Origin of the sequence: Streptomyces sp. NPDC047525 (assembly GCF_040643025.1) — a bacterium.
GTDB lineage: Bacteria > Actinomycetota > Actinomycetes > Streptomycetales > Streptomycetaceae > Streptomyces > Streptomyces durmitorensis.
Map to the genome: position 1 here is coordinate 79,804 of NZ_JBEYTL010000025.1, position 17,558 is coordinate 97,361.

Genomic DNA, 17,558 nt, shown 5'->3' on the forward strand with positions numbered 1-17,558 from the left:
ACAGAAGAGGCGTCCTTGGACCAGCCTGCCGCCAACGACTGAACCCCACGGAGCCGTTCCGGCCCTGCCCGCGCCGGGCCGGAACGGCTCCACCGTCTCCGCCCCACGGCGATCTGACGGGCTTCCCCGCCGCCCTGGCATCACCTCCGAGACCAGGACGGCGCGGTGGCCCCTCACACACCAGGCACGGAAGGAGAGGGTCGTCATGCCGAACCGCGAGGTTTACGAGGTAGACGTCCCGATACACGACACCACCAACCCGGCCCTGCGGGGTCTGCACGTCTTCACCGGCGAGGCGGACTCCCCCACCACGGCCCTGCGGCGCGCGCACGAGGTGTACGACGCCGCGCTCGCCGCACAGCAGGCCGGACTCGACATCCCCGGCAAGCAGCCGGACAGCTGGGGAGCGCGCGGGCTGCGGCCCGGCTGGGCGCTGGACTGGCACGCCGCGAAGGCCGGCCGCTGGCACAACCCGCTCAGCTGCACCCGCCGCAGCGACTTCGCGCTGTAGCTCCGCCCCGGGACAGTCGCCCTGCTTGACCGGCTGACGACTGCCCCGGGCCCATCCATCCCGTACGAGACGAGACGGAGAACTCAAGTATGTCCTCCCTCCTGCGCGTTCAGGCCCGGATCGGGCAGCGCACCCTTTTACTGACCACCGCCGCTCTCCCGCTGACCGGCTGGACCGTCCACGCCCTGACACTCCACCGGCGCCTGGCCGTCGCCCGCAAGGACCAGCTCTCCGGCCTGCCCGGCCGCCCCGAGCTCATCGCGCACGGAGAGCGGCTCCTGCGCACCCGGCACCGCGATGCCCTGCACGTCCTGATGCTGGACGGGGTGGGCTTCAAGGCCGTCAACGACACCCACGGGCACGCTGCGGGCGACGCCGTCATCCAGACCACCGGCCTACGCCTCGCCCACTGGAGCGCGAGCCGCCAGGCGCTCGCTGCCCGGCTGGGCGGCGACGAATTCGCCGTCTCCGTCGTGCTCCCGCCGGCGATCGCGCTCACCGAGATCGCCGAACTGCGCGAGCAGCTGCAACAGCCCTTCCGGCACGAGCAGAACACGCTGCGTCTGGACTTCTCGCTCGGCATCGCCCGCGCCCTGGACCTGCCCGGTGAGTCGACTCGCACGATCCTGCGCGGCGCGGACGCCGCCATGTACAAGGTCAAGAAGGGGCGGGAGACGTTCCCGTACCTCGCGACGCGGGCCGACGCGTACACGGACACCGTCAACGGCCGCCGCACCGGCCGCCGTGGGACGCACCTTCTGGCGCGTGCCACGTGAGCGCCGCCGAACTCGAGGGCGGCGACTGGATTCGCGGCATCACCATCCGCCAGCCCTGGGCGACCTGCATCCTCGCCGGGAAGCGCACGGAGAACAGGCCCGCCCACTGGCCGTGGCGCGGCTGGGTCCTCCTCCACGCCGGGAAGGCGAAGCCGGAGCCCGCCGTGCTGCGCGACCCGCTGGTGGCCACCGCGATCCGCGGCCGCGAACTCCACCTCGGGGCGGTCATCGGTGTCGCCCGGCTCACCGACTGCCACCTGGACCGGGGGCTCGAGCGCTGCCCCAGCCCCTGGGCGCAACGCGACGTCCAGCACCTGGTCCTCGCCGACGTCCACGAACTGCCGCTGCCCGTGCCCGCGACGGGCGCGCTCCCGGCCTGGAAGCCGACGCAGGACCTCGTGGACCGAGTCCTCCAGCAGCTGCCACTCCTGCGGCCCTGACCGCAGGAGCAGCAAGAAGCCATTGTGGGAGCCGGGCCTGATTCCCGGTCCCCGGCGGCTTGCTGGACTGGCGTGACAGCCAGCACTTCGACCGCTGGCAGGACCGCCCCTGCGTGCTGTGTGAGCAGCCCACGCCGATGCGCTCCCACTCCGGGGAGCCCGTTCACAAGGCGTGCGCTGAGAACTGGATCGCCGTGAACCCGGTGAGGCCCGCCTCGGCAGGTTCGCCTCCGACCTCCAGTCCAAGCGCCGGCGCGACGACGACCACGCCTGACTCCTCCACCTGGAGGCCCCCATGAGCAACACCCCACAGCACGACGTCGACCACCTCGCCTACCCCGAGCCGCCCGCCTCCCCGCTGTGGCACCACCGCGGCGCGCCGGCCCGGCCACTCACCGAAGCCGACCAGAAGCGCAACTGCCAGTTCCTGGTCCTCGCGCTACGCACCCCCCGACCCCGCACCCCGCACACCACCAACACCCCGGCGGAGGCCCGCTGATGACCCCTCAATCCCCCTTCACTATCGACGGCTATGTCGACGCCGTCCCGGCCCCCGGCACCGCGTGGGGCACCGCCACGTTCGACCTGATCCACTCCCCCGTCGACGCGGACCAACTCCCCCTCGACACCCCGGACACCGTGTACGCATGCAGCACCGGAGCCCCGCACATCACCCATCTCCTACTGCGCGACGTCCGGCCCGGCGACCTCCTGCGGGTCACCGGCACCGTCGCCCAGCCCGAAGACCCCGACGCGCCGCCGCACGTCACCGTCGATGCCCTGGAAATCCTGGACCCCACCCCGGCCCCCATGCTGCTGGAGCGATTCGGGGACTACGTCGTCATCTTCGACGCCGACCACGACCAGGTCCCCGTCTTCACCGCGTCCGGCACGTGGGTCGGTCTGGCCGCGAACCCCGACGCGATCGGCGCCCTGATCGCAGCCCGCGAGAACGGCGGCCCGCGATGACGACCGACGCCAACGCCCGCACGGTCCTGGAGCGATTCCCCGCCGGCCACCCCCGCGGCTCCTGGCCCGCCGACGACTACGCCCGAGCCAAGCGCGCCCAGGGCATCGACGCACAGGTCGTGATGGACCTGCCCACCGACACGTTCCTCGTGGTCACTCCGCACGCCCCCGTCGGTACCTGAACTCCCCGGCACCTCTCACCACACAGAACGGAACCGTGATGCTCACACAGCAGCTCTGGGTCGGCACCTACCACGGCAGCCACGACGGAGACCGCGTCGTCGTCACCACGACCCGCGACGACGACCGGGCACTCCCCTACGGCCTGGAGTGCACCTGCGGCCTCTCCCAGCGCTACACGGAGCCCGTCAGCCTGGACCGCGCCGCCTGGCGCCACACCCATCCCACCCTCTGGGACCGATGGAAGCAGAAGATCCCGGGGCTGCGCCGCCCTACCCCGCCCCCGACCAACGACAACGCGACGGCCGCCTGAGCCAGTTCAACACGAAGGCCCGTACTCCCTGCGAATGCCGCAGGAGGTACGGGCTGTCGCATGGGAGGACACGTAGATGACCACGTTCATGGACCGCTTCACCGACCGCGTCACCGAGGTCACCACCGAACTCGCCACCCTGGACATGCCGCTCACCGTCCCGGCCGGCCCCTTCACCACCGATGAGTACGGCTGGATCGACTTCACCCCGGAGATCGACCGCTCCAGCCTCGCCTGGTGCACCGCCGTCCGGATGCTCACTAACCGCCACCAGACGCCCCTTGCCCGGCAGATCCTCAGCGCCGACGCGCTCCTGCGCGAGCTGGGCGTTCCCGGCCTCGCCACCCTGCACCGCGACCTGGTCGGCGCACCCATCGACTACGCCTACACACGCTGCCCCTACTGCGACGGCATGGGCGAAGACCCCACCGTCCCCACCTGCGAACAGCTCGGCTGCCGTATCCCGGCGAGCATCGCCGACCACCCCCACGGCTGCCCCGTCTGCCGGGGCGAGAACTGCGAGCCCGATTACTACGTGGAACGGCAGATGGACGAGGTGGAACGGTTGTGGGCCGACGCCCGCGCAGCCAAAACACCGCCCCGCCGCTCGTGGCGCACCCTGCTACGACGCCGCTGAAGTTCCACCCGCACAACGGCCCGGGGCGGCTGCCGACTACGACTCCGGCCGCCCCGGATGCCACCCCATCGGCCGTCACCGAACGTAGCCTTCATGAGCAATCAGACCCGGACCAGCGCGTTCCAGGGGCTTGCGCCCCTGCTGGCTGACGGGGGGCGGATCATCAACGTCTCCTCCTCCCTCAGCCGCCACACCAGTGCCGACACCTCGGTCTACTCGGCCTCCAAGGCGGCGGTCGAGGTCCTCATCCGGACCTTGGCCGTGGAGCTAGGGGCGGGCAAGATCCGCGTCAATGCCATCGCGCCGGGGCCGACCGCCACCGACTTCAACGGCGGCGCCATGCGGGACGACGCGCAGATGCGCGAGGGCTTGGGCGCGCAGACCGCGCTCGGCCGCGTCGGTGAACCGCAGGAGATCGGCGACGCGATTGCCGCGCTCGCCTCCGAGGACCTGCGATGGGTCACCGCCCAGCGCCTCGAGGTGTCCGGCGGCGCCCTGTTGTAGGGCTCGCGCCCATACCGTGTGCCCCGCCCTCCCGGACCTCTTTCCGGACGGCAGGCCGACTCCCGGCAGGATCCCTGCCGGGAAGCGAGGGTGTTTGTCTTGCTGGCTCGGAGCTTGTTGTCTGCGGGCAACAAGCCTCAGACGGGGTCCGTCGGAGCCATTCTGCCTGCATGCACCGATGCAACGGCTAGCGTCGGTCAGAGCATGAGAACGAGCGATCAGGAGATACCTTGCTGAGCTTCACGCTAGATACCAATTGCCTGGTAGCGCTCGAAGAACAGCGGGACTCTGCTCCCGGAATTCGAGCTCTCCTGAGCAGGCATGCCGATGGGACGGCGATAGTGCAGATCGCCGCAACGACTGCCGCTGAGAACCAGGTAGACGGGGAGACACTGACGGACTTCGCTGTCTTCCAGAACCGGCTGCAGCTGGCCGGTATGGGACACCTGCCCATCCTGAAGCCTGTGTTGACCTGGGACTTTGCCTACTGGGACTGGGGGGTGTGGCCGGATGATTCCACTGACGATGAGCTGCGCAAGATCCACGAGGTCTTGTTCCCTGCTCTGCCTTACGACTTCACGCCCGACGCCTCGATGAGCGCTGAGGGCCAAGCGAAGGCCAAGCGGAAGTGGCGGAACTACCGCTTGGACGGGCTGGGCTTGCACACGCATATCCAGGCCGGTGGCGACGTGTACGTCACGTCCGATCGGAACTTCATGAAGGTAACCAAGAAGGATCCTCTCGCTCAGCTCGGCGCAGTGATCATCCTGGGTCCCACTGAGGCCAACGCGTATGCAGAACGCCTGGATCAGTAGTGCTGAGAGCCAACCGGCGCACCCGCACAGCTGAGTGCCCGACGACCTGCGTTGGCGTTTGGGTGAAGTCGCTGGGCGTGAGCGACCATGACGACGACTCGTCGCCGGAGTTGCGTTGAGGAAGATGGTGACGCGGGTCTTCCCTCCCCTCAGCCCAGCCGACCCAACGACGTTGGTACAGCCAGGTCAGGGACCCGGCATCGGCCAGCTTCGTTGGGAGGCAGGAGGGGTGTCCGGGACAGGGGGGCCGCTTTGCTGGGGCGCGGTTTGTTGTCCGCGGACAACAAACCCTAGCCAAGGTGCCGCTGCTGAAGCACCCATGGCGCCTTCCGATTCCATGCGGAAACGTGAGTCTGACGACCGCTCGATGAATAGGACCGGGCCAACACCCGCGGCCGGGTGTTCGATTCCTATCAAACAATGAGGGGCCCCCAGATTGTTCTGACGGGCCCCTCATTGTTTGGTGATCGCGAGAATCTGGGACTACTCGTCCTCTTCAGCCTGGAGAAGCCACACCAGCTTCTTGAGGTCTTCCCGGTCCATGCGGCGGCGCACTTGCCGATCGACCCAGGCCGGGTCTGTCCAGGGAAGCGTGTCCACCAGCTCTTGGCTGGCCTGGTGTGGCAGAGCTACACCAGGGGAGTCCGCGACTTTCCCGGCAGCCTTACCGAGGTGCGCGTTGTCGTCCTTCGCGACCGTCCCGGCCGTCTTACTGGGGCGCGACTTGTTGTCCGCGGACAACAAACTCTCATCGCTCTCCGGGACATCAGTCTCGTGCTTGACCGACGGCAGAGGGCTGCTCGCCTTGTTGTCCGCGGACAACAAACCCTGAGCTGCGGGCTGCTCGGCCTGTTGCGGGGGAGCGGCAGCACCGTTGTTGTCCGCGGACAACAACGGAGCCTCACCATTGGCCGGGCGGGCCGTCCTGGCCGCCTGCAGTATCGCCTTCTCTTCCGCCTTGGCCTGGACCTCGCCCTCCTTCAGCGCCTTCAGATGGGCGATGAGATCGGCTGCCTCCAGCCCGGGATGGTCCTTCAGATGGCGAGCCAGGGTGCGCCCGTCCCGCTCCGCGATGTCCCCGGAACTGAGCATTGCCTGCACCTCATGCGGCAGTTCCAGCAGCGCCAACTGATTGGTGATCCAGGACCGGTCCTTGCCGAGCCGCTCTGCAGCCCGGGTGCGGGCACCTCGCGAGGACTGCTCGGAGCAGACCTGTACCAGCTCCTGCACACCGCGGGCACGCTCTATGACGTCGAAGTCCTCCCGGTCAAGGTTCTCCTTGAGTAGGTGGTTGACGAACTCTTCCCGGGAAGAGGCGAGATCGTCACGAACAACGAAGTCGAGGGCCTCCAGCCCGACGTGCACCGCACTGCGATACCGGCGCTCGCCGTTGACCAGGACATGCGCCACGGCGCCGATCTGCGACTCGTGATCGGGCCACAACGCGAGATAGGCATCCCGGGATACGGCGACGCAGGCGGCGAGCTGCGCCTGGCGCAGCTCCTCGCCGAAGCGTGACTTTTCCTCGGCAGAGCCGAAGTTGCGCCGGGGGTTGAGGGGAGTGGGGGCAACCTCGTCCAGGTGGAGCCGTACGAGCTCGTAGGCCGGGACGTCGCCCTGGGCGACGGCCTTGGCGCGGCCGCGGTCGCTGCGCCCGCGCGGAACCTTCCCGAAGGAGGAGCCGGTGCCCAGTCGGTCGGCGGCCTTCATCCGTTCACCGCCACAGCGACGGTGCGCATGGCGTCGGACTGCTCACTGTTGGGCGCGCAGTACAGCAACGGCTGCTTGAGGCGGGCCGCTTCACGCTGCTCCTTGCGCTCGGGGATGACGGCGAGGACGGGGGGATCGCCGATGCCCTTCCAGCTGTCGAGGGAAGAGGTGGCGATGTAGCCCTTGCGGGCGTCGTACATGTTCACGATGAAGCCCAGCTTGGTGATCTGGATGTCGAGGTCGTCGGACAGGTCCTCGATCTGGTCGAAGAGCATGTCGTAGGCGTCGGCGGAGGAGTCCTCGGCCAGCACGGGGATCAGGACCCCCGAGCTGCCCGAGGCTTCGTCGCCGCGGGTGCGCCCGTAGTACAGGGCGGTGTCCATGGAATAGCCCAGGCTGGGTGGGCAGTCGATGACGATGTAGTCGAACTCGGCCTCCAGTGGCTCCAGCGCCTTCTCCAGCGCTGTCTCCTTGATCCGTACGTGTCGGGTGGTGGCCAGCTTGGCGTCCAGCAGGAAGGCGTCCTTGCAGCCGGGCAGCAGGAACAGCCGGCCGCCGAAGCAGCCTTCCTCTATCGGGACGAGCAGCTCACGCAGCTTTCCCTTGCCTTCGCCCAGCATGTGCTTGGCCAGGCTGGGGTCGTCGATGCCGAGCATCGGGTAGCCAAGTTGCTTGGTCAGGTGACACTGCGGGTCGAAGTCGATCAGCAGGACGCGTTTGCCTGCTTCTGCGAGCGCTTCGGCGACACCGGCGGACGTGGCGGTCTTGCCGACACCGCCCTTCTGGTTGCCGAAGACCAGACGCCGGGCCTCCTCCGTCGGGGAAGGCGTACGGCGAGGGGAGGGAGAACTGTCGAGCCAGAGGCGAATTGCCTGCGCGAGACCTTGGTTGAACGCGATCCCACGGGATTTGCAGTCGCTCTTGAGCGCGGCGTACAAGCCGGTCGGCACGTACGTCGAAAAGGAGCTGCCACCCGAGGTGTCGACTTGAGGGCGAGGGGAGGGAGCCGCACGCCAGGCATGGATGCCTTCGGTGACGGCGTCCTTGATGTCCACGCCCAACTCCGCGGCCCGGACCTTGAGTTCCTGGCGCAGAGCGCCTGGCAGCTTGGCGACTACCTTTTCCCGATCATCGGGATCGTATGGGACGGTCATGCGGGTACCTTACTAACCGTCGAAGGTGTGGCAAAAGAACACCGCCAGCGTGTTGCGTGACTGGCGAGGTGTCAGAGTCCGTCTCTCGAAGCACCTCGGACCCTGACACGCCCAGAAGAGGTACAGAGCGCAATGGCGCCCTCGCCCTGTTTAAGCTGCCTGGAAGCGGCCACGGTTGGGCCGCGCTCCCTTGGACGCTTCGGCCCAAACGGTGTCCTGGAGAGGGAGCCAAGGAGGCCAGCTTCACGCCGCTGAATCACACCAAGCAGTCACACGGGAACGGCTCGCTCTCTCGCCGTACCGGCAGGGCCGAACGGTGCGGGGAACAGGACCCTCCTGATGCGTCGTGACCGGATCAGCAAGCTCGCCCAACGGCGTCGCCAGTACACGAACGAGACGTACGCCCAAGCACGCTCGGCACTCTGCCCCGGCCAGCCGCCGATCCCGACCGCTCCGCCCGAGCAGCGAAACTTCGAGGCCGACGTCCTTCACCAGCTACTTGATTCCAACGGTGCCTTCACCCAGTTCACTTTCGGCATCCGCCAGGTACAGCCAGGTACCGACAGCATCCAGCTTGAGGTGGAGAGCCGGGAACGCGCCGACAAGTTTCTCCGCACGATCCTCCCCTCTTACGAACCGGGCGGCGAGGTGCACGGGCTCCCCGGGCTCCGGATCCGACAGCGCACTGCGAAGGCCATCGAGATCCATCAGTTGGGCCGGCAGACATCGGTGTGGCTTTCCGGCCTGTCGCAGGGGGAGTGGAAGCGGGTGGAGTCGGACGCGCTGGACATCCTCGTCGACCTCGCCTGGCGGCCGCTCTGGCGGGGACCATCCGTGATGGCGGAGTGGTCGGCTGAGGAACTGGCCTTTGAGCAACGCTGGAATACGGGGGAGTGGACGCGGAACTTTCAGGCCGGGGCCTGGTGCAGCAGCGGACTGCTGAGGCGCCTAGGGCTCTTCCATACGCTCGTGCCCGCTGACTTCGTCTATGGCTACAAAGGCCTTGGGATCCGCGGATACGACGGGCTCGGCCCGGTGCGTTGGTGCCTCAATCTCGACCACCGCCCCGGCGCCCCGTACCGCCAGGCCGAGTTGGTCGATGCGCTGATGGACCCCGAGTTCGGCCTGCCGATCGCTCCCGCCCGCCATCTCGACAACATCTATGACCCCGACAAAATGAAGAACTGGGTCCGCCTGGATGACACTGACCGAACTGGTCTGATCGAGCTTCGGTTCGCGACTTGCAACCACGACTCGTTCTGGTCGAACCCGAAGTACAAAGCGATGGCGGCAGGAATCAACACACGCGTGAACTTCCTGCTGGCTACCAGCCGAGCTGCAGTCCAGACATCTTCTGCCCGCTGGGCAGGGGCCGAGTGAGGGAGGGACCGCCGAGCGTACGGCGGCACAACGTTTCTTCGGTGAACCTTTTCCCCCACCCGGATGAGGTGTCCGCCGAGGGCCCGGTCAGCGCGCGCGCCAGCGATGATCCTGCCGGGGTGATCAAGAACTTCGTTCGCGGCCTCGCCGCGCTCAGTCTTTCCCTGGCCCCCCTTCTCGCCCCTGCACCGGCGCAGGCTGCCGACCCCACCGAGACCACGACCCTGGCCGACGCCGTGCACCGCATTCCTGTCGCCGAGGAACGCCGCGAGGGCTACACCCGCACCGCGTTCAAGCACTGGAATGCCGGTGAGGTGAAGTCCGACGGCTGCAACACCCGCGCCGAAGTACTGATCGCCGAAGCCAGCGAGGCGCCGTCCGTCGGCGCGAACTGCAAGCTCACCGGCGGCGAATGGCTCTCCTACTACGACGCCCAGGAAGTCGAGGACGCCAAGGCGCTCGACGTCGACCACATGGTCCCGCTCGCCGAGGCCTGGGACTCCGGCGCCTCCACCTGGAGCCCGGCCCGCCGCGAGGCCTACGCCAACGACCTGGGCGCCCCTGCCTCCCTGGTGGCTGTCACCGCCCGCACCAACCGCTCCAAGGCAGACCAGGACCCGTCCCAGTGGCTGCCGCCGCTGCCCGCCGCGCACTGCCGCTACACCGCGGAGTGGGCGGCCACCAAGCTGCGGTGGAACCTTGCCGCCGACCCCGCCGAGCTCGACGCCATCGCCGTCTTCGCCTCCGGCCAGTGCAAGGACACCGCTGTCACCTACACCGCTGTGTAGAACGCAGACCGCCGGGGCCGCGCCCGGACGGGCGGCCAGTGAACCGAACCGGCGGGTGGCCGCGGCCGCCTGGCTGGCCGTCAGACGGCTCCCGGGCGCCCAAGGCACTCCTGCCTGGTGGAGGAGCGGGGCAGCGTCCGCCCTCAGTTGACAGCTGGTTGCGCGGCGCCGTTCCAGAATTCTGGAACGGCGCCGCGCAGCATTTGCATAGCCCCGGTAGTGACCGCGGTGCGGGCGCGATGCCGCCCAAAGCGCCCGCCGTACGGGATCGGCCGTGAAATTCCGGTGAACTCGCCCACCCCACGGGATCGCGCTTTTTTGCAGGTCAGAGCTGGTGTCCGCTGTGGGGATGCTCAGTGTCGCGAAGGTCCAGAGGCGTAACGCGTGGCGGTACTACATACGCGGAGTCGCGTTCGGGGACGGCCGCCGCCCGGTCGGCCAGTCGTTGAAGGACGCCCAGGAGATGGCCAGGCTTCCGCCGGGAAGGTGGCTGGGGCGCGGCCTGAGTGCGCTCGGGCTCACCGAGGGCGCGGAGGCGTCTGAGCGTCAGCTGGAGCTGCTGTTCGGGCAGGGCCGGCACCCCGACGCCGACCGCATCGAGCGCCTTCTGGACGACGGCGTCGACGCGGCCACGGCACGTCGACTGACCGTGCTGGGGCAGCCGATCGAGGAGATCGAGCAGCGCAAGCAGACACCGCTCCTCGCCCTGGACTTCGTGTTCCGGCCGCAGGCGTCGCTGGTCGTGCTGTGGGCGCTGGGGGATGAAGGGACGCGCCGGGTCATCGAGAGGGCACACGAGCAGGCCGTCGCCGCGACCCTTCGCTGGCTGGAGGACGAGGTCGCGGAGACCCGGTGGGCGTCCGGCCGCCAACGCGCGAAAGCCCCGGCCCTGGTCATCGCAGCGTTCCGCCACTTCGACAACAGGAACGGCTTCCCCCTCCTGCACGAGCACTGCCTGATCGCGAATCGGGTGCAGCGCCCGGACGGCTCCTGGTACGCGCTGGACACGGTCCGGCTGTACCAGCACGTCGTGGCGGCCGGGACGCTCTACACCCTTCAGATGACCACCGAGGTGTGCGAGGAGCTCGGGCTGGCGGCCGTGCCCCGGGAGGTGACGCCGGGCCTGCGCCCGGTGATGGAGATAGCCGGGGTCGACCAGGACCTCATCGACTGGTCCTCCACCCGCCGCCGGCGGATCGAGGACGTTCTGGAGGGCGTCACCGACGAGTACATCCAGAAGCACGGGCGGCTGCCCGGTGAGCGCGCCCGCCACAGCCTGGCGTGGTGGGCGGCACAGGAGACCCGCCCGGACAAGAAGGCCCCGCGCCCGCTGGATCAGCTGCTCGCATGGTGGCGCGTCTCCGCGCTCCTGAAATTCGGGCAGCGGATGGTCGACGGGCTGCTTCAGCGGTGCCAGGCGGCCGGGGCGGCGATCCGGGCCCGGGTGGCCCCGCGCGTGGACACCGCGCTCGCCATCGTCGACGTCGCCGCGGTCGTCTTCACCGTGCGCGGCATGTTCACCCGCCGCCACGTCCTGGCCGAAGCGCGCCGGCATCTGCTGGAGACCCTGCGCGGCTGCGCCTACGTGCCCGGCATCGACAGCCACATCGCCAACAAGGCCCTGGAGCGCTATGGCCGTCAGCTCACCGTGCCCCAAAAGGGCCGGCGGACCCCGGCCCCGGATCAGCTCACCTACACCGCTGACTTCGCCTGGCCCGTCCGCTGGTGGATCGCGGGCACCGATGGGAAGCCGCCGCGGGAGTCGTCCCGCTACGAGCGGGCCCGGGTCGCCAGCCTCGCCCTGCAGAACGCGATCCGCGCCGCCCTCACCACCCCGCCCGCCAGCGACCACCACCACGACCAGGCCGCGCCGCATGCCGTCGACTACCCGGGCCGGGACATCGCTCGAACTCCGGCGCAGCGGGCCGCTGCCGTCCAAGCTCACCAGCAGGCCGCGATGCCGCAGGAGTACCTGGAGGGCCGTACGACGGACCCCGCGACGTGGATGACCTCGCCGCGCAACCTCGACCGTATCGCCGCGCTCACCCACGCGGCCGAGGCCCGCGGCCGCACGGTCGAAGAACAGGCGGACCAGACGGACCAGGTGCAGCAGGCCCCGGCCGCCGACCCGGGCCGCCAGCAGCAGCACCCCCCGGCGCAGCCAGGCCAGGGCAGGGGAGCGGGCCCCGAGCAGTGACAGACCAGACGTTCGTGGGTGGCGGCGCGTACGCCGTTGTGATGCCGGGCCAGTTGCCGGACTCCGCCCTGCGGGAGGGGGGGATGAAGTCGCTGCGCCATCTGTCGAGATGCAGCCGTCGCGCACGTCCTGGAGGTGACGGGGAGGGGCGAGGGTGCGCAGACCAACGTCCGCGTCCGGAGGCCGACATGATTGAACCCGCGAAGCTCCACCTCTCGCTGGAGCTCCGGGAGCGCCTGGAGCAGATCGCCGACGCGAGTCGGCTGCGATCGGCGCTGTACCCCTCGCCGGAGCCGCAGCTCATCAGGCGCCGCTCATCACGGCAGTACCCCGGCGGCCGGCCGAACCCGCGGTTCATCGCGCGACTGTGCCGACGACATCAGTGGTAGGTGCGGATACCCGTGCCGGGGCCGGAATCGAACGATCAGCCCGCATGCGGGACTCGGGCCGTTCCGGCATCCGGTGCGCACGGTGCGGGTGATGGACCGCTCCACGCGCACCACGGTGCAGAACATCCCGGCGTCCGGTGTGCTCGGGGCGGTGGCCGCCACTCCCGCACGCCGTCGAGTGGGACCTCAAACGGCCCCCAGCGGGTCAGGGCTGCAGATTCCGCAACTACGGCGGCGGGTCCCGCTCGTCCGCACCTCCTGCGTGGTCAGGAGGGCCGGGAGAGAGGGCCAGGCGAGATGGCGAGCTTCGTTCTCGTTCCCGCTCCTACGAACACGCCTGATCAAGAAGTCGAGTTGTGCCGAGCAACTCTCCACACTGGGCAGGCTCCTGCAGTCCCACCGGTGCAGGCGGTTTGTGGTCAGCACGTAAACGTGACCGTTCGCGACCCGGCCCTTGTAGCGGGCAATGTCCTCCGCCGCCTGAAGCCGCGCACGCCTGATCGTCTGGCACAGCTCGCACTCTCCCGGCCCCGCCGGTGCGCGGCAGGAACACCGGCCGCACTCTCCGCACGCGACGCAGGCGTGCTGCGGGGCAGTTGCACCTGCAGCCGGTGCCACTGGGGAAGCGCTGCTGGGCGCCCTGTCTCGTGTTGCCAGGCGAGCTGAGAGTTCCATGGCGGATGCGGTGGCTACATACCCTGCGGCCATTCCGAGCTTCGTCTGTGCCCGCGTCAGAGCCGATCCGGGGAGATCCTTTCCTAGGACTGCCTGCTGGATGAGCCAGCGCGCCGCCGTCACCGCGTGCAGGGCACCTTCTACCCGCACACCTCCGGGCATCGAGCCCTTGAGGGCAGAAGGCATCCCGATCGCCTGCTGGTCATGAGCTTCGAGGGTTCCTGAGTCGATAGAGCCTGCCAGCGTCTCCTCAACGGCGCGCAGCATGTTGAGCGCGGCTTGCCACTCACGTGATGAGGGCGGGGCAGGATGAGTTTGATCCATGTGCTCTCAACTTGCCACGAGCACCGTGGTCACAGGCGAAGCGGCTGGCAGCCTGTTCGCTGGGGTATTTTCCACGTGATCGGACGTGGTGGAGCCCATCGCACGGTGGACTCCGTCCGCACCGCACCACACTGGAGCCCACCGAGGTGCGGTGCCGAAGCGCACCGAGCGCACCCGATGCGCGCCGCCACGATGCCCGGCATCACGTCTGTGCGCGGGGGAGCGCGGGTGGGGGATTACACGCGCGGGCGCCGCAGGTTCTCCTTGGCCGACAGCAGCCCGAGCACGGCGTGCTCCTGGTGGTGGGCGTGCCAGCGCTCCGCCAGGGCGCGGTCGGTGAACAGGGCTAGGCCTCGCGTCGTGTCGGCGGTCAGGTCGACGGCGTCGAAGCCGTCGGCGGCCTGGACGAACTCCAGCGCGATGTCGTGGAAGCGTGGGCCGCGGAAGTACGAGACGTGCGTGTCGTCGGGGGCCAAGTCCTGGCCGCTTTCGTCGGACACGAGCGTGTGGGATGCCTTGCGGGATTCGTAGTACGTGTTGACCTGCGGCTGGATCTCGGTGCGCATCGCGGCCAGGACACGCTGGCGGTGCGTGGGTGCGTCCAGGCACTTCTGGTACGAGAAGGCGATCTTGCTGCCGTCGACCAGGACCGCCTCCGGGCCTTTGTGGTGACCGCGTGGTGTGGCGATGACGCGGAAGCGGTCCACCCCCGGGCCGACCTTGTCCGCCGCGTCGGGGTGCATGTCGAGCAGGTCCCGCAGCAGCAGGTCGTCGTCCTCCTGGTCGACGGCCTGCCCGATGCCGTAGCGGCCCAGGATCGCCTGCACGGCCTCCTGCCGGGCCTTCTTCGTCGTGTAGCGGCGCGGGCCGATCCAGACCTCGGGCACCTTCAACTCCTCTGCCGAGCGGGTGACGGGAGCGCTCACGCTAGAGCACATCTCCCGGTCCGGACGGAGCTTCACTCTTGCTGTCAGCCTGCCGGGGGACAGGGAGCCGATCGTGACTCCGGTCACGGACAAACACGGACTGCAAGGGGGCGGTCAAGGAGAAATCGGGCGCGTGTTGTCGGTGGTCGTCAGACCGCGGTCAAGGGGTGCTTCCTCACGGTGGCTCCGGCTCGTGCGCAGATCCGCGTGCGGGCCGGACGACTGCCGACCCGGCCCGCAGGCCGGAGAAACCGAGGACACCGTGCCCGCCGAACTCACGCCCGACCCCGCCCACGAGCACCGCGCCGCCCGTGGCCGCCAGCCCTCCGACGACGTGGACCAGGTCCCGCAGGCCCCCTCCATAGGCCCCTCCATCGCCCCCTCCACGGCCACTTCGCCCGCCGGACGCGTTGGCGCAGGTCAGCCCCGTAAGTCAAGGTCCCGCGACGCGTTCGACAACCCTCCTAGGTCGACACAGGTCTGGCAGCCGACCGGAGTGCGAAGGAAGGAAGTGCTGAGGGCTCTGGGCCTCTTCCAGCGCGCTACGGCTGATCAGCTCTGGCGGATGCTGCGCCCCGCAGACCGGCACGACCGGATCACCAGGGACACCCTGAACGCGTTGAAGGACTCGGGCCTGGTGCGGGCGGAGACGCGATTGGAGTCGGGACACCAGCTGTGGGTGCTCACCGAGAAGGGCCACAAGGAAGCCAAGTTGCTGCTGCCGAAGACGGTGCGGGTCTCCGCGTTGCGCAAGCTGGAGTTCGACGACGAAGGCCAACCGGTGGAATCCGGCGGCTACGACGAACACGCCGCCGCCGTCACCTCGACCGCCGCCGTGCTCACCGGGGCCGGGTACGGCACCCCGCTGTCCTGGCAGACCGAGATCGCCCACAAGCTCCCGTACGGCTACACCCAGTACGCCGACCTGACGATGCGCGCCCCGGACGCGTCAGTGCCCGTGATGCTCCTGGAGGTCGACCGCGTCACCGAGCCCGTCGACGAACTGGTGGACAAGCTGCGCCGGTACACCGAGTGGTTCGGTCTCCTGACGCCGAAGGCGGATGCGACCAAGGCGAAGGCCGCCCGGCGCGCGGCGGTCCACGACTTCCGGCTGTGGTCGCGGATCTACCCGGCGACCGGCCGCGAGGGCTATGTGCCGGTGGCATTCGTGTTCACCGGGAAGACCGCAGCGCAGCGTGCGAGCCGGATGCAGCGCCTGGAGCAGGCCACCCGCCGCTACTTCGCGGGGGAGCCGTACCCGGGCCGGGGCGCGGGCATCACGGCCGTCGACTACCACCAGGCAGTGCCCGTGGTCGTCACCGAGCTGGAGCGGATCACCGCCGACCCGGCCGGGGCCGCCGGGAAGGTGTGGCGGCGGCTCAGGCGCGATGAGTGGCAGACCCTCACCGAGGCCCTGGACAACCCGGACGGCGACCGCCTGTACGCCGTGCAGTGGAAGGAAGCCAAGCGCCGCCAGGAGGAGCGTGAGGCCGCGGAGCGGGAGGCACAGCGGCCGGTGTGCACGCGCTGCGGAGAGGGGTTCACCGACGAACGCTGGCAGCTGGTGAAGCGGTCCTCGTGGCCGGGGAAGTGGGACGACCTGTGCGGGCTGTGCGCGACACAGGCCGCTGGCCGCGCGGAGGCTGAGCGCGTCGCGCGCCGCCAGGCGGAGGAAGCCGAACGCGCGGCCGCCGAAGCGCCGGCCGTGAAGCCCCGCAGCCGGTTCGGGATCGGCCGCCGCCGGTAGCCGGGCGGCTTGTGCCTCCGGCCGGAGGGCGCCTTGTCCGCTGCCGTGACGGAACGGAAAGATCGACCAGGACACCGACCATCACCACCGAGGGGTAAGAACACGGTGAGCAACTCGCTGCTGGTACCGGACGGATGGCTCGTGCTGGGGCTGCCCTGGCCGACCGAGACCCACGACGGCTGGGGAGAGTGCGCCCTGGCCATCGCCCCGCAGATGATCCCCCGCAGCCTCGTCAGCAAGGGCGCCGGCACCGCGCTGGACCTTGCGACCGGTCTGGCCCGCGACCCCGCCGACGGGCCGGGCAAGGCCGTCTTCTTATCCGACGTCACCCTCTGGCTCGATAAACAGGGCAAGGACTGGGGAGACCTCGGCATCGACTATGAAGCCGTCATCAACGAACTGGTCCAGGCGCCGGTCCCGCAGCTCTACATGACGCTCATGCAGAAGGCCCACGCCATCCTGTGCGACGCGAGCCGCGAAGGCCTGCGCCTGCACTACCGCGACGGCGAAGCTGACACCTCTTCTTCCTTGTGAAGAAGAGGCTGTTCTTTCCCAGTTAGTGGAGCGCGGTTCAGCTCAGCTGCTGGTGGGACGGTCTGCCGATCGCGAATCGGACCGTTGTGGCTCCGCTTCTCCGCGGCCCCTGCCTTCTCGGCTCTGCTGGAACGTGCTGATCGCGGCTACGCCCGCTTCCTCGCCCACACCCCGGCCAGGCCCCGACGACAACACCGTTGGCCACGATGACACGGCTAGGCGCCACGGCCCCCGCTGGGTTCAGTCCGCGCTCTCACCTTCGTGGGTGTCTGTCGTCTCCGATGTCTCGTCATCGTCTGCTTCGTCGTGGGGCGATTCGTCTGTGTGGCTGGACGGCGCGCTTCTCAGACTTGCGATGGTTTTGGCGGCCTCCTGTTGTATGCCCAGGACTGTGGGGGTGACCTTGGGCATCGCTGCGAGGAGCTGTTCCAGCGCGGTCATCTGCGGCGTCTTCAGGAGGCCTGAGGAGTCGAGTTTGGGGAGGCTGGCAGCGATGGTTTTGGCGGCCTCCTGTTGTATGCCCAGGACTGTGGGGGTGACCTTGGGCATCGCTGCGAGGAGCTGTTCCAGCGCGGTCATCTGCGGCGTA

General features: G+C 69.0%; 20 protein-coding genes. 16 read left to right on the top strand and 4 right to left on the bottom strand.

Annotated elements, in window-relative coordinates; translation table 11 throughout:
• The first annotated feature begins 205 nt into the window (after window positions 1-205).
• From ABZ833_RS41710 to ABZ833_RS41755, 10 genes are all read left to right on the top strand, one after another.
• Window positions 206-511, top strand: a complete 306-nt coding sequence (locus tag ABZ833_RS41710; RefSeq protein ID WP_361058530.1) for a hypothetical protein — start codon at window positions 206-208, stop codon at window positions 509-511.
• Window positions 512-600: 89 nt separating this feature from the next.
• Window positions 601-1,287 (top strand): GGDEF domain-containing protein, encoded by a 687-nt coding sequence (locus ABZ833_RS41715; protein ID WP_361058532.1) that lies wholly within the window; start codon window positions 601-603, stop codon window positions 1,285-1,287.
• A complete protein-coding gene (locus ABZ833_RS41720) occupies window positions 1,284-1,727 on the top strand; it encodes a hypothetical protein (RefSeq protein ID WP_361058534.1) in 444 nt (147 codons plus the stop codon). Before ABZ833_RS41715 ends, ABZ833_RS41720 begins: the two co-directional genes overlap by 4 nt.
• Window positions 1,728-2,022: 295 nt before the next feature.
• Window positions 2,023-2,226: a hypothetical protein gene (locus tag ABZ833_RS41725; RefSeq protein WP_361058536.1), complete on the top strand. Its 204-nt coding sequence runs from the start codon at window positions 2,023-2,025 to the stop codon at window positions 2,224-2,226.
• Window positions 2,226-2,696, top strand: a complete 471-nt coding sequence (locus ABZ833_RS41730) for a hypothetical protein (RefSeq protein WP_361058538.1) — start codon at window positions 2,226-2,228, stop codon at window positions 2,694-2,696. The genes ABZ833_RS41725 and ABZ833_RS41730 overlap by 1 nt, the downstream gene beginning before the upstream one ends.
• Window positions 2,693-2,878, top strand: coding sequence for a hypothetical protein (locus ABZ833_RS41735; RefSeq protein WP_361058540.1), 186 nt, complete (start codon window positions 2,693-2,695; stop codon window positions 2,876-2,878). Before ABZ833_RS41730 ends, ABZ833_RS41735 begins: the two co-directional genes overlap by 4 nt.
• 38 nt (window positions 2,879-2,916) lie before the next feature.
• Window positions 2,917-3,189 (top strand): hypothetical protein, encoded by a 273-nt coding sequence (locus ABZ833_RS41740; RefSeq protein ID WP_361058542.1) that lies wholly within the window; start codon window positions 2,917-2,919, stop codon window positions 3,187-3,189.
• A 76-nt stretch (window positions 3,190-3,265) separates the two neighbouring features.
• The gene (locus ABZ833_RS41745; protein ID WP_361058543.1) at window positions 3,266-3,826 is read left to right on the top strand and encodes a hypothetical protein; all 561 of its coding nucleotides are present in this window, start codon (window positions 3,266-3,268) and stop codon (window positions 3,824-3,826) included.
• A gap of 93 nt (window positions 3,827-3,919) precedes the next feature.
• Window positions 3,920-4,330: an SDR family oxidoreductase gene (locus ABZ833_RS41750; protein ID WP_361058545.1), complete on the top strand. Its 411-nt coding sequence runs from the start codon at window positions 3,920-3,922 to the stop codon at window positions 4,328-4,330.
• 230 nt (window positions 4,331-4,560) lie between these two features.
• Entirely contained in the window at window positions 4,561-5,145 is a 585-nt protein-coding gene (locus tag ABZ833_RS41755; protein WP_361058547.1) for a hypothetical protein, read from the top strand.
• Window positions 5,146-5,628: 483 nt separating this feature from the next.
• Here the strand turns inward: ABZ833_RS41755 and ABZ833_RS41760 are convergent, their stop codons facing one another.
• The gene (locus ABZ833_RS41760) at window positions 5,629-6,855 is read right to left on the bottom strand and encodes a ParB/RepB/Spo0J family partition protein (RefSeq protein ID WP_361058549.1); all 1,227 of its coding nucleotides are present in this window, start codon (window positions 6,853-6,855) and stop codon (window positions 5,629-5,631) included.
• Window positions 6,852-8,009, bottom strand: a complete 1,158-nt coding sequence (locus tag ABZ833_RS41765) for a ParA family protein (protein WP_361058551.1) — start codon at window positions 8,007-8,009, stop codon at window positions 6,852-6,854. The genes ABZ833_RS41760 and ABZ833_RS41765 overlap by 4 nt, the downstream gene beginning before the upstream one ends.
• A gap of 339 nt (window positions 8,010-8,348) precedes the next feature.
• On the opposite strand from ABZ833_RS41765, the gene ABZ833_RS41770 reads away from it, so the two are divergent.
• The 4 genes from ABZ833_RS41770 to ABZ833_RS41785 all read left to right on the top strand — a co-directional run bounded on the left by ABZ833_RS41770 (window position 8,349) and on the right by ABZ833_RS41785 (window position 12,763).
• Window positions 8,349-9,389: a hypothetical protein gene (locus tag ABZ833_RS41770; protein WP_361058553.1), complete on the top strand. Its 1,041-nt coding sequence runs from the start codon at window positions 8,349-8,351 to the stop codon at window positions 9,387-9,389.
• Between the two features lie 119 nt (window positions 9,390-9,508).
• The gene (locus ABZ833_RS41775) at window positions 9,509-10,177 is read left to right on the top strand and encodes an HNH endonuclease family protein (RefSeq protein ID WP_361058581.1); all 669 of its coding nucleotides are present in this window, start codon (window positions 9,509-9,511) and stop codon (window positions 10,175-10,177) included.
• Window positions 10,178-10,526: 349 nt separating this feature from the next.
• A complete protein-coding gene (gene mobF, locus ABZ833_RS41780) occupies window positions 10,527-12,374 on the top strand; it encodes a MobF family relaxase (protein WP_361058555.1) in 1,848 nt (615 codons plus the stop codon).
• A gap of 188 nt (window positions 12,375-12,562) precedes the next feature.
• Window positions 12,563-12,763 carry a hypothetical protein gene (locus ABZ833_RS41785; RefSeq protein ID WP_361058556.1) on the top strand — a complete coding sequence of 67 codons (201 nt, stop codon included), beginning with the start codon at window positions 12,563-12,565 and terminating at the stop codon, window positions 12,761-12,763.
• Window positions 12,764-13,998: 1,235 nt separating this feature from the next.
• Here ABZ833_RS41785 and ABZ833_RS41790 read toward each other — a convergent pair.
• Window positions 13,999-14,688 carry a DUF3223 domain-containing protein gene (locus ABZ833_RS41790; RefSeq protein WP_361058558.1) on the bottom strand — a complete coding sequence of 230 codons (690 nt, stop codon included), beginning with the start codon at window positions 14,686-14,688 and terminating at the stop codon, window positions 13,999-14,001.
• Between the two features lie 193 nt (window positions 14,689-14,881).
• Between ABZ833_RS41790 and ABZ833_RS41795 the strand changes: the two genes are divergently transcribed.
• Window positions 14,882-16,435 (top strand): replication-relaxation family protein, encoded by a 1,554-nt coding sequence (locus ABZ833_RS41795; protein WP_361058560.1) that lies wholly within the window; start codon window positions 14,882-14,884, stop codon window positions 16,433-16,435.
• Between the two features lie 105 nt (window positions 16,436-16,540).
• Window positions 16,541-16,969, top strand: coding sequence for a hypothetical protein (locus tag ABZ833_RS41800; RefSeq protein ID WP_361058562.1), 429 nt, complete (start codon window positions 16,541-16,543; stop codon window positions 16,967-16,969).
• A 240-nt stretch (window positions 16,970-17,209) separates the two neighbouring features.
• Here ABZ833_RS41800 and ABZ833_RS41805 read toward each other — a convergent pair.
• A partial coding sequence (locus ABZ833_RS41805) for a hypothetical protein (RefSeq protein WP_361058564.1) occupies window positions 17,210-17,558 on the bottom strand: 349 nt, incomplete at its 5' end.

Excerpts from the sequence above, each read along its gene's own strand:
- ABZ833_RS41725 (WP_361058536.1), top strand. The coding sequence starts at position 2,023 with ATGAGCAACACCCCACAGCACGACGTCGACCACCTCGCCTACCCCGAG.
- ABZ833_RS41715 (WP_361058532.1), top strand. The coding sequence starts at position 601 with ATGTCCTCCCTCCTGCGCGTTCAGGCCCGGATCGGGCAGCGCACCCTT.
- mobF (WP_361058555.1), top strand. The coding sequence starts at position 10,527 with ATGCTCAGTGTCGCGAAGGTCCAGAGGCGTAACGCGTGGCGGTACTAC.
- ABZ833_RS41730 (WP_361058538.1), top strand. The coding sequence starts at position 2,226 with ATGACCCCTCAATCCCCCTTCACTATCGACGGCTATGTCGACGCCGTC.
- ABZ833_RS41750 (WP_361058545.1), top strand. The coding sequence starts at position 3,920 with ATGAGCAATCAGACCCGGACCAGCGCGTTCCAGGGGCTTGCGCCCCTG.
- ABZ833_RS41745 (WP_361058543.1), top strand. The coding sequence starts at position 3,266 with ATGACCACGTTCATGGACCGCTTCACCGACCGCGTCACCGAGGTCACC.
- ABZ833_RS41785 (WP_361058556.1), top strand. The coding sequence starts at position 12,563 with ATGATTGAACCCGCGAAGCTCCACCTCTCGCTGGAGCTCCGGGAGCGC.
- ABZ833_RS41740 (WP_361058542.1), top strand. The coding sequence starts at position 2,917 with ATGCTCACACAGCAGCTCTGGGTCGGCACCTACCACGGCAGCCACGAC.
- ABZ833_RS41710 (WP_361058530.1), top strand. The coding sequence starts at position 206 with ATGCCGAACCGCGAGGTTTACGAGGTAGACGTCCCGATACACGACACC.
- ABZ833_RS41735 (WP_361058540.1), top strand. The coding sequence starts at position 2,693 with ATGACGACCGACGCCAACGCCCGCACGGTCCTGGAGCGATTCCCCGCC.
- ABZ833_RS41765 (WP_361058551.1), bottom strand. The coding sequence starts at position 8,009 with ATGACCGTCCCATACGATCCCGATGATCGGGAAAAGGTAGTCGCCAAG.
- ABZ833_RS41770 (WP_361058553.1), top strand. The coding sequence starts at position 8,349 with ATGCGTCGTGACCGGATCAGCAAGCTCGCCCAACGGCGTCGCCAGTAC.
- ABZ833_RS41760 (WP_361058549.1), bottom strand. The coding sequence starts at position 6,855 with ATGAAGGCCGCCGACCGACTGGGCACCGGCTCCTCCTTCGGGAAGGTT.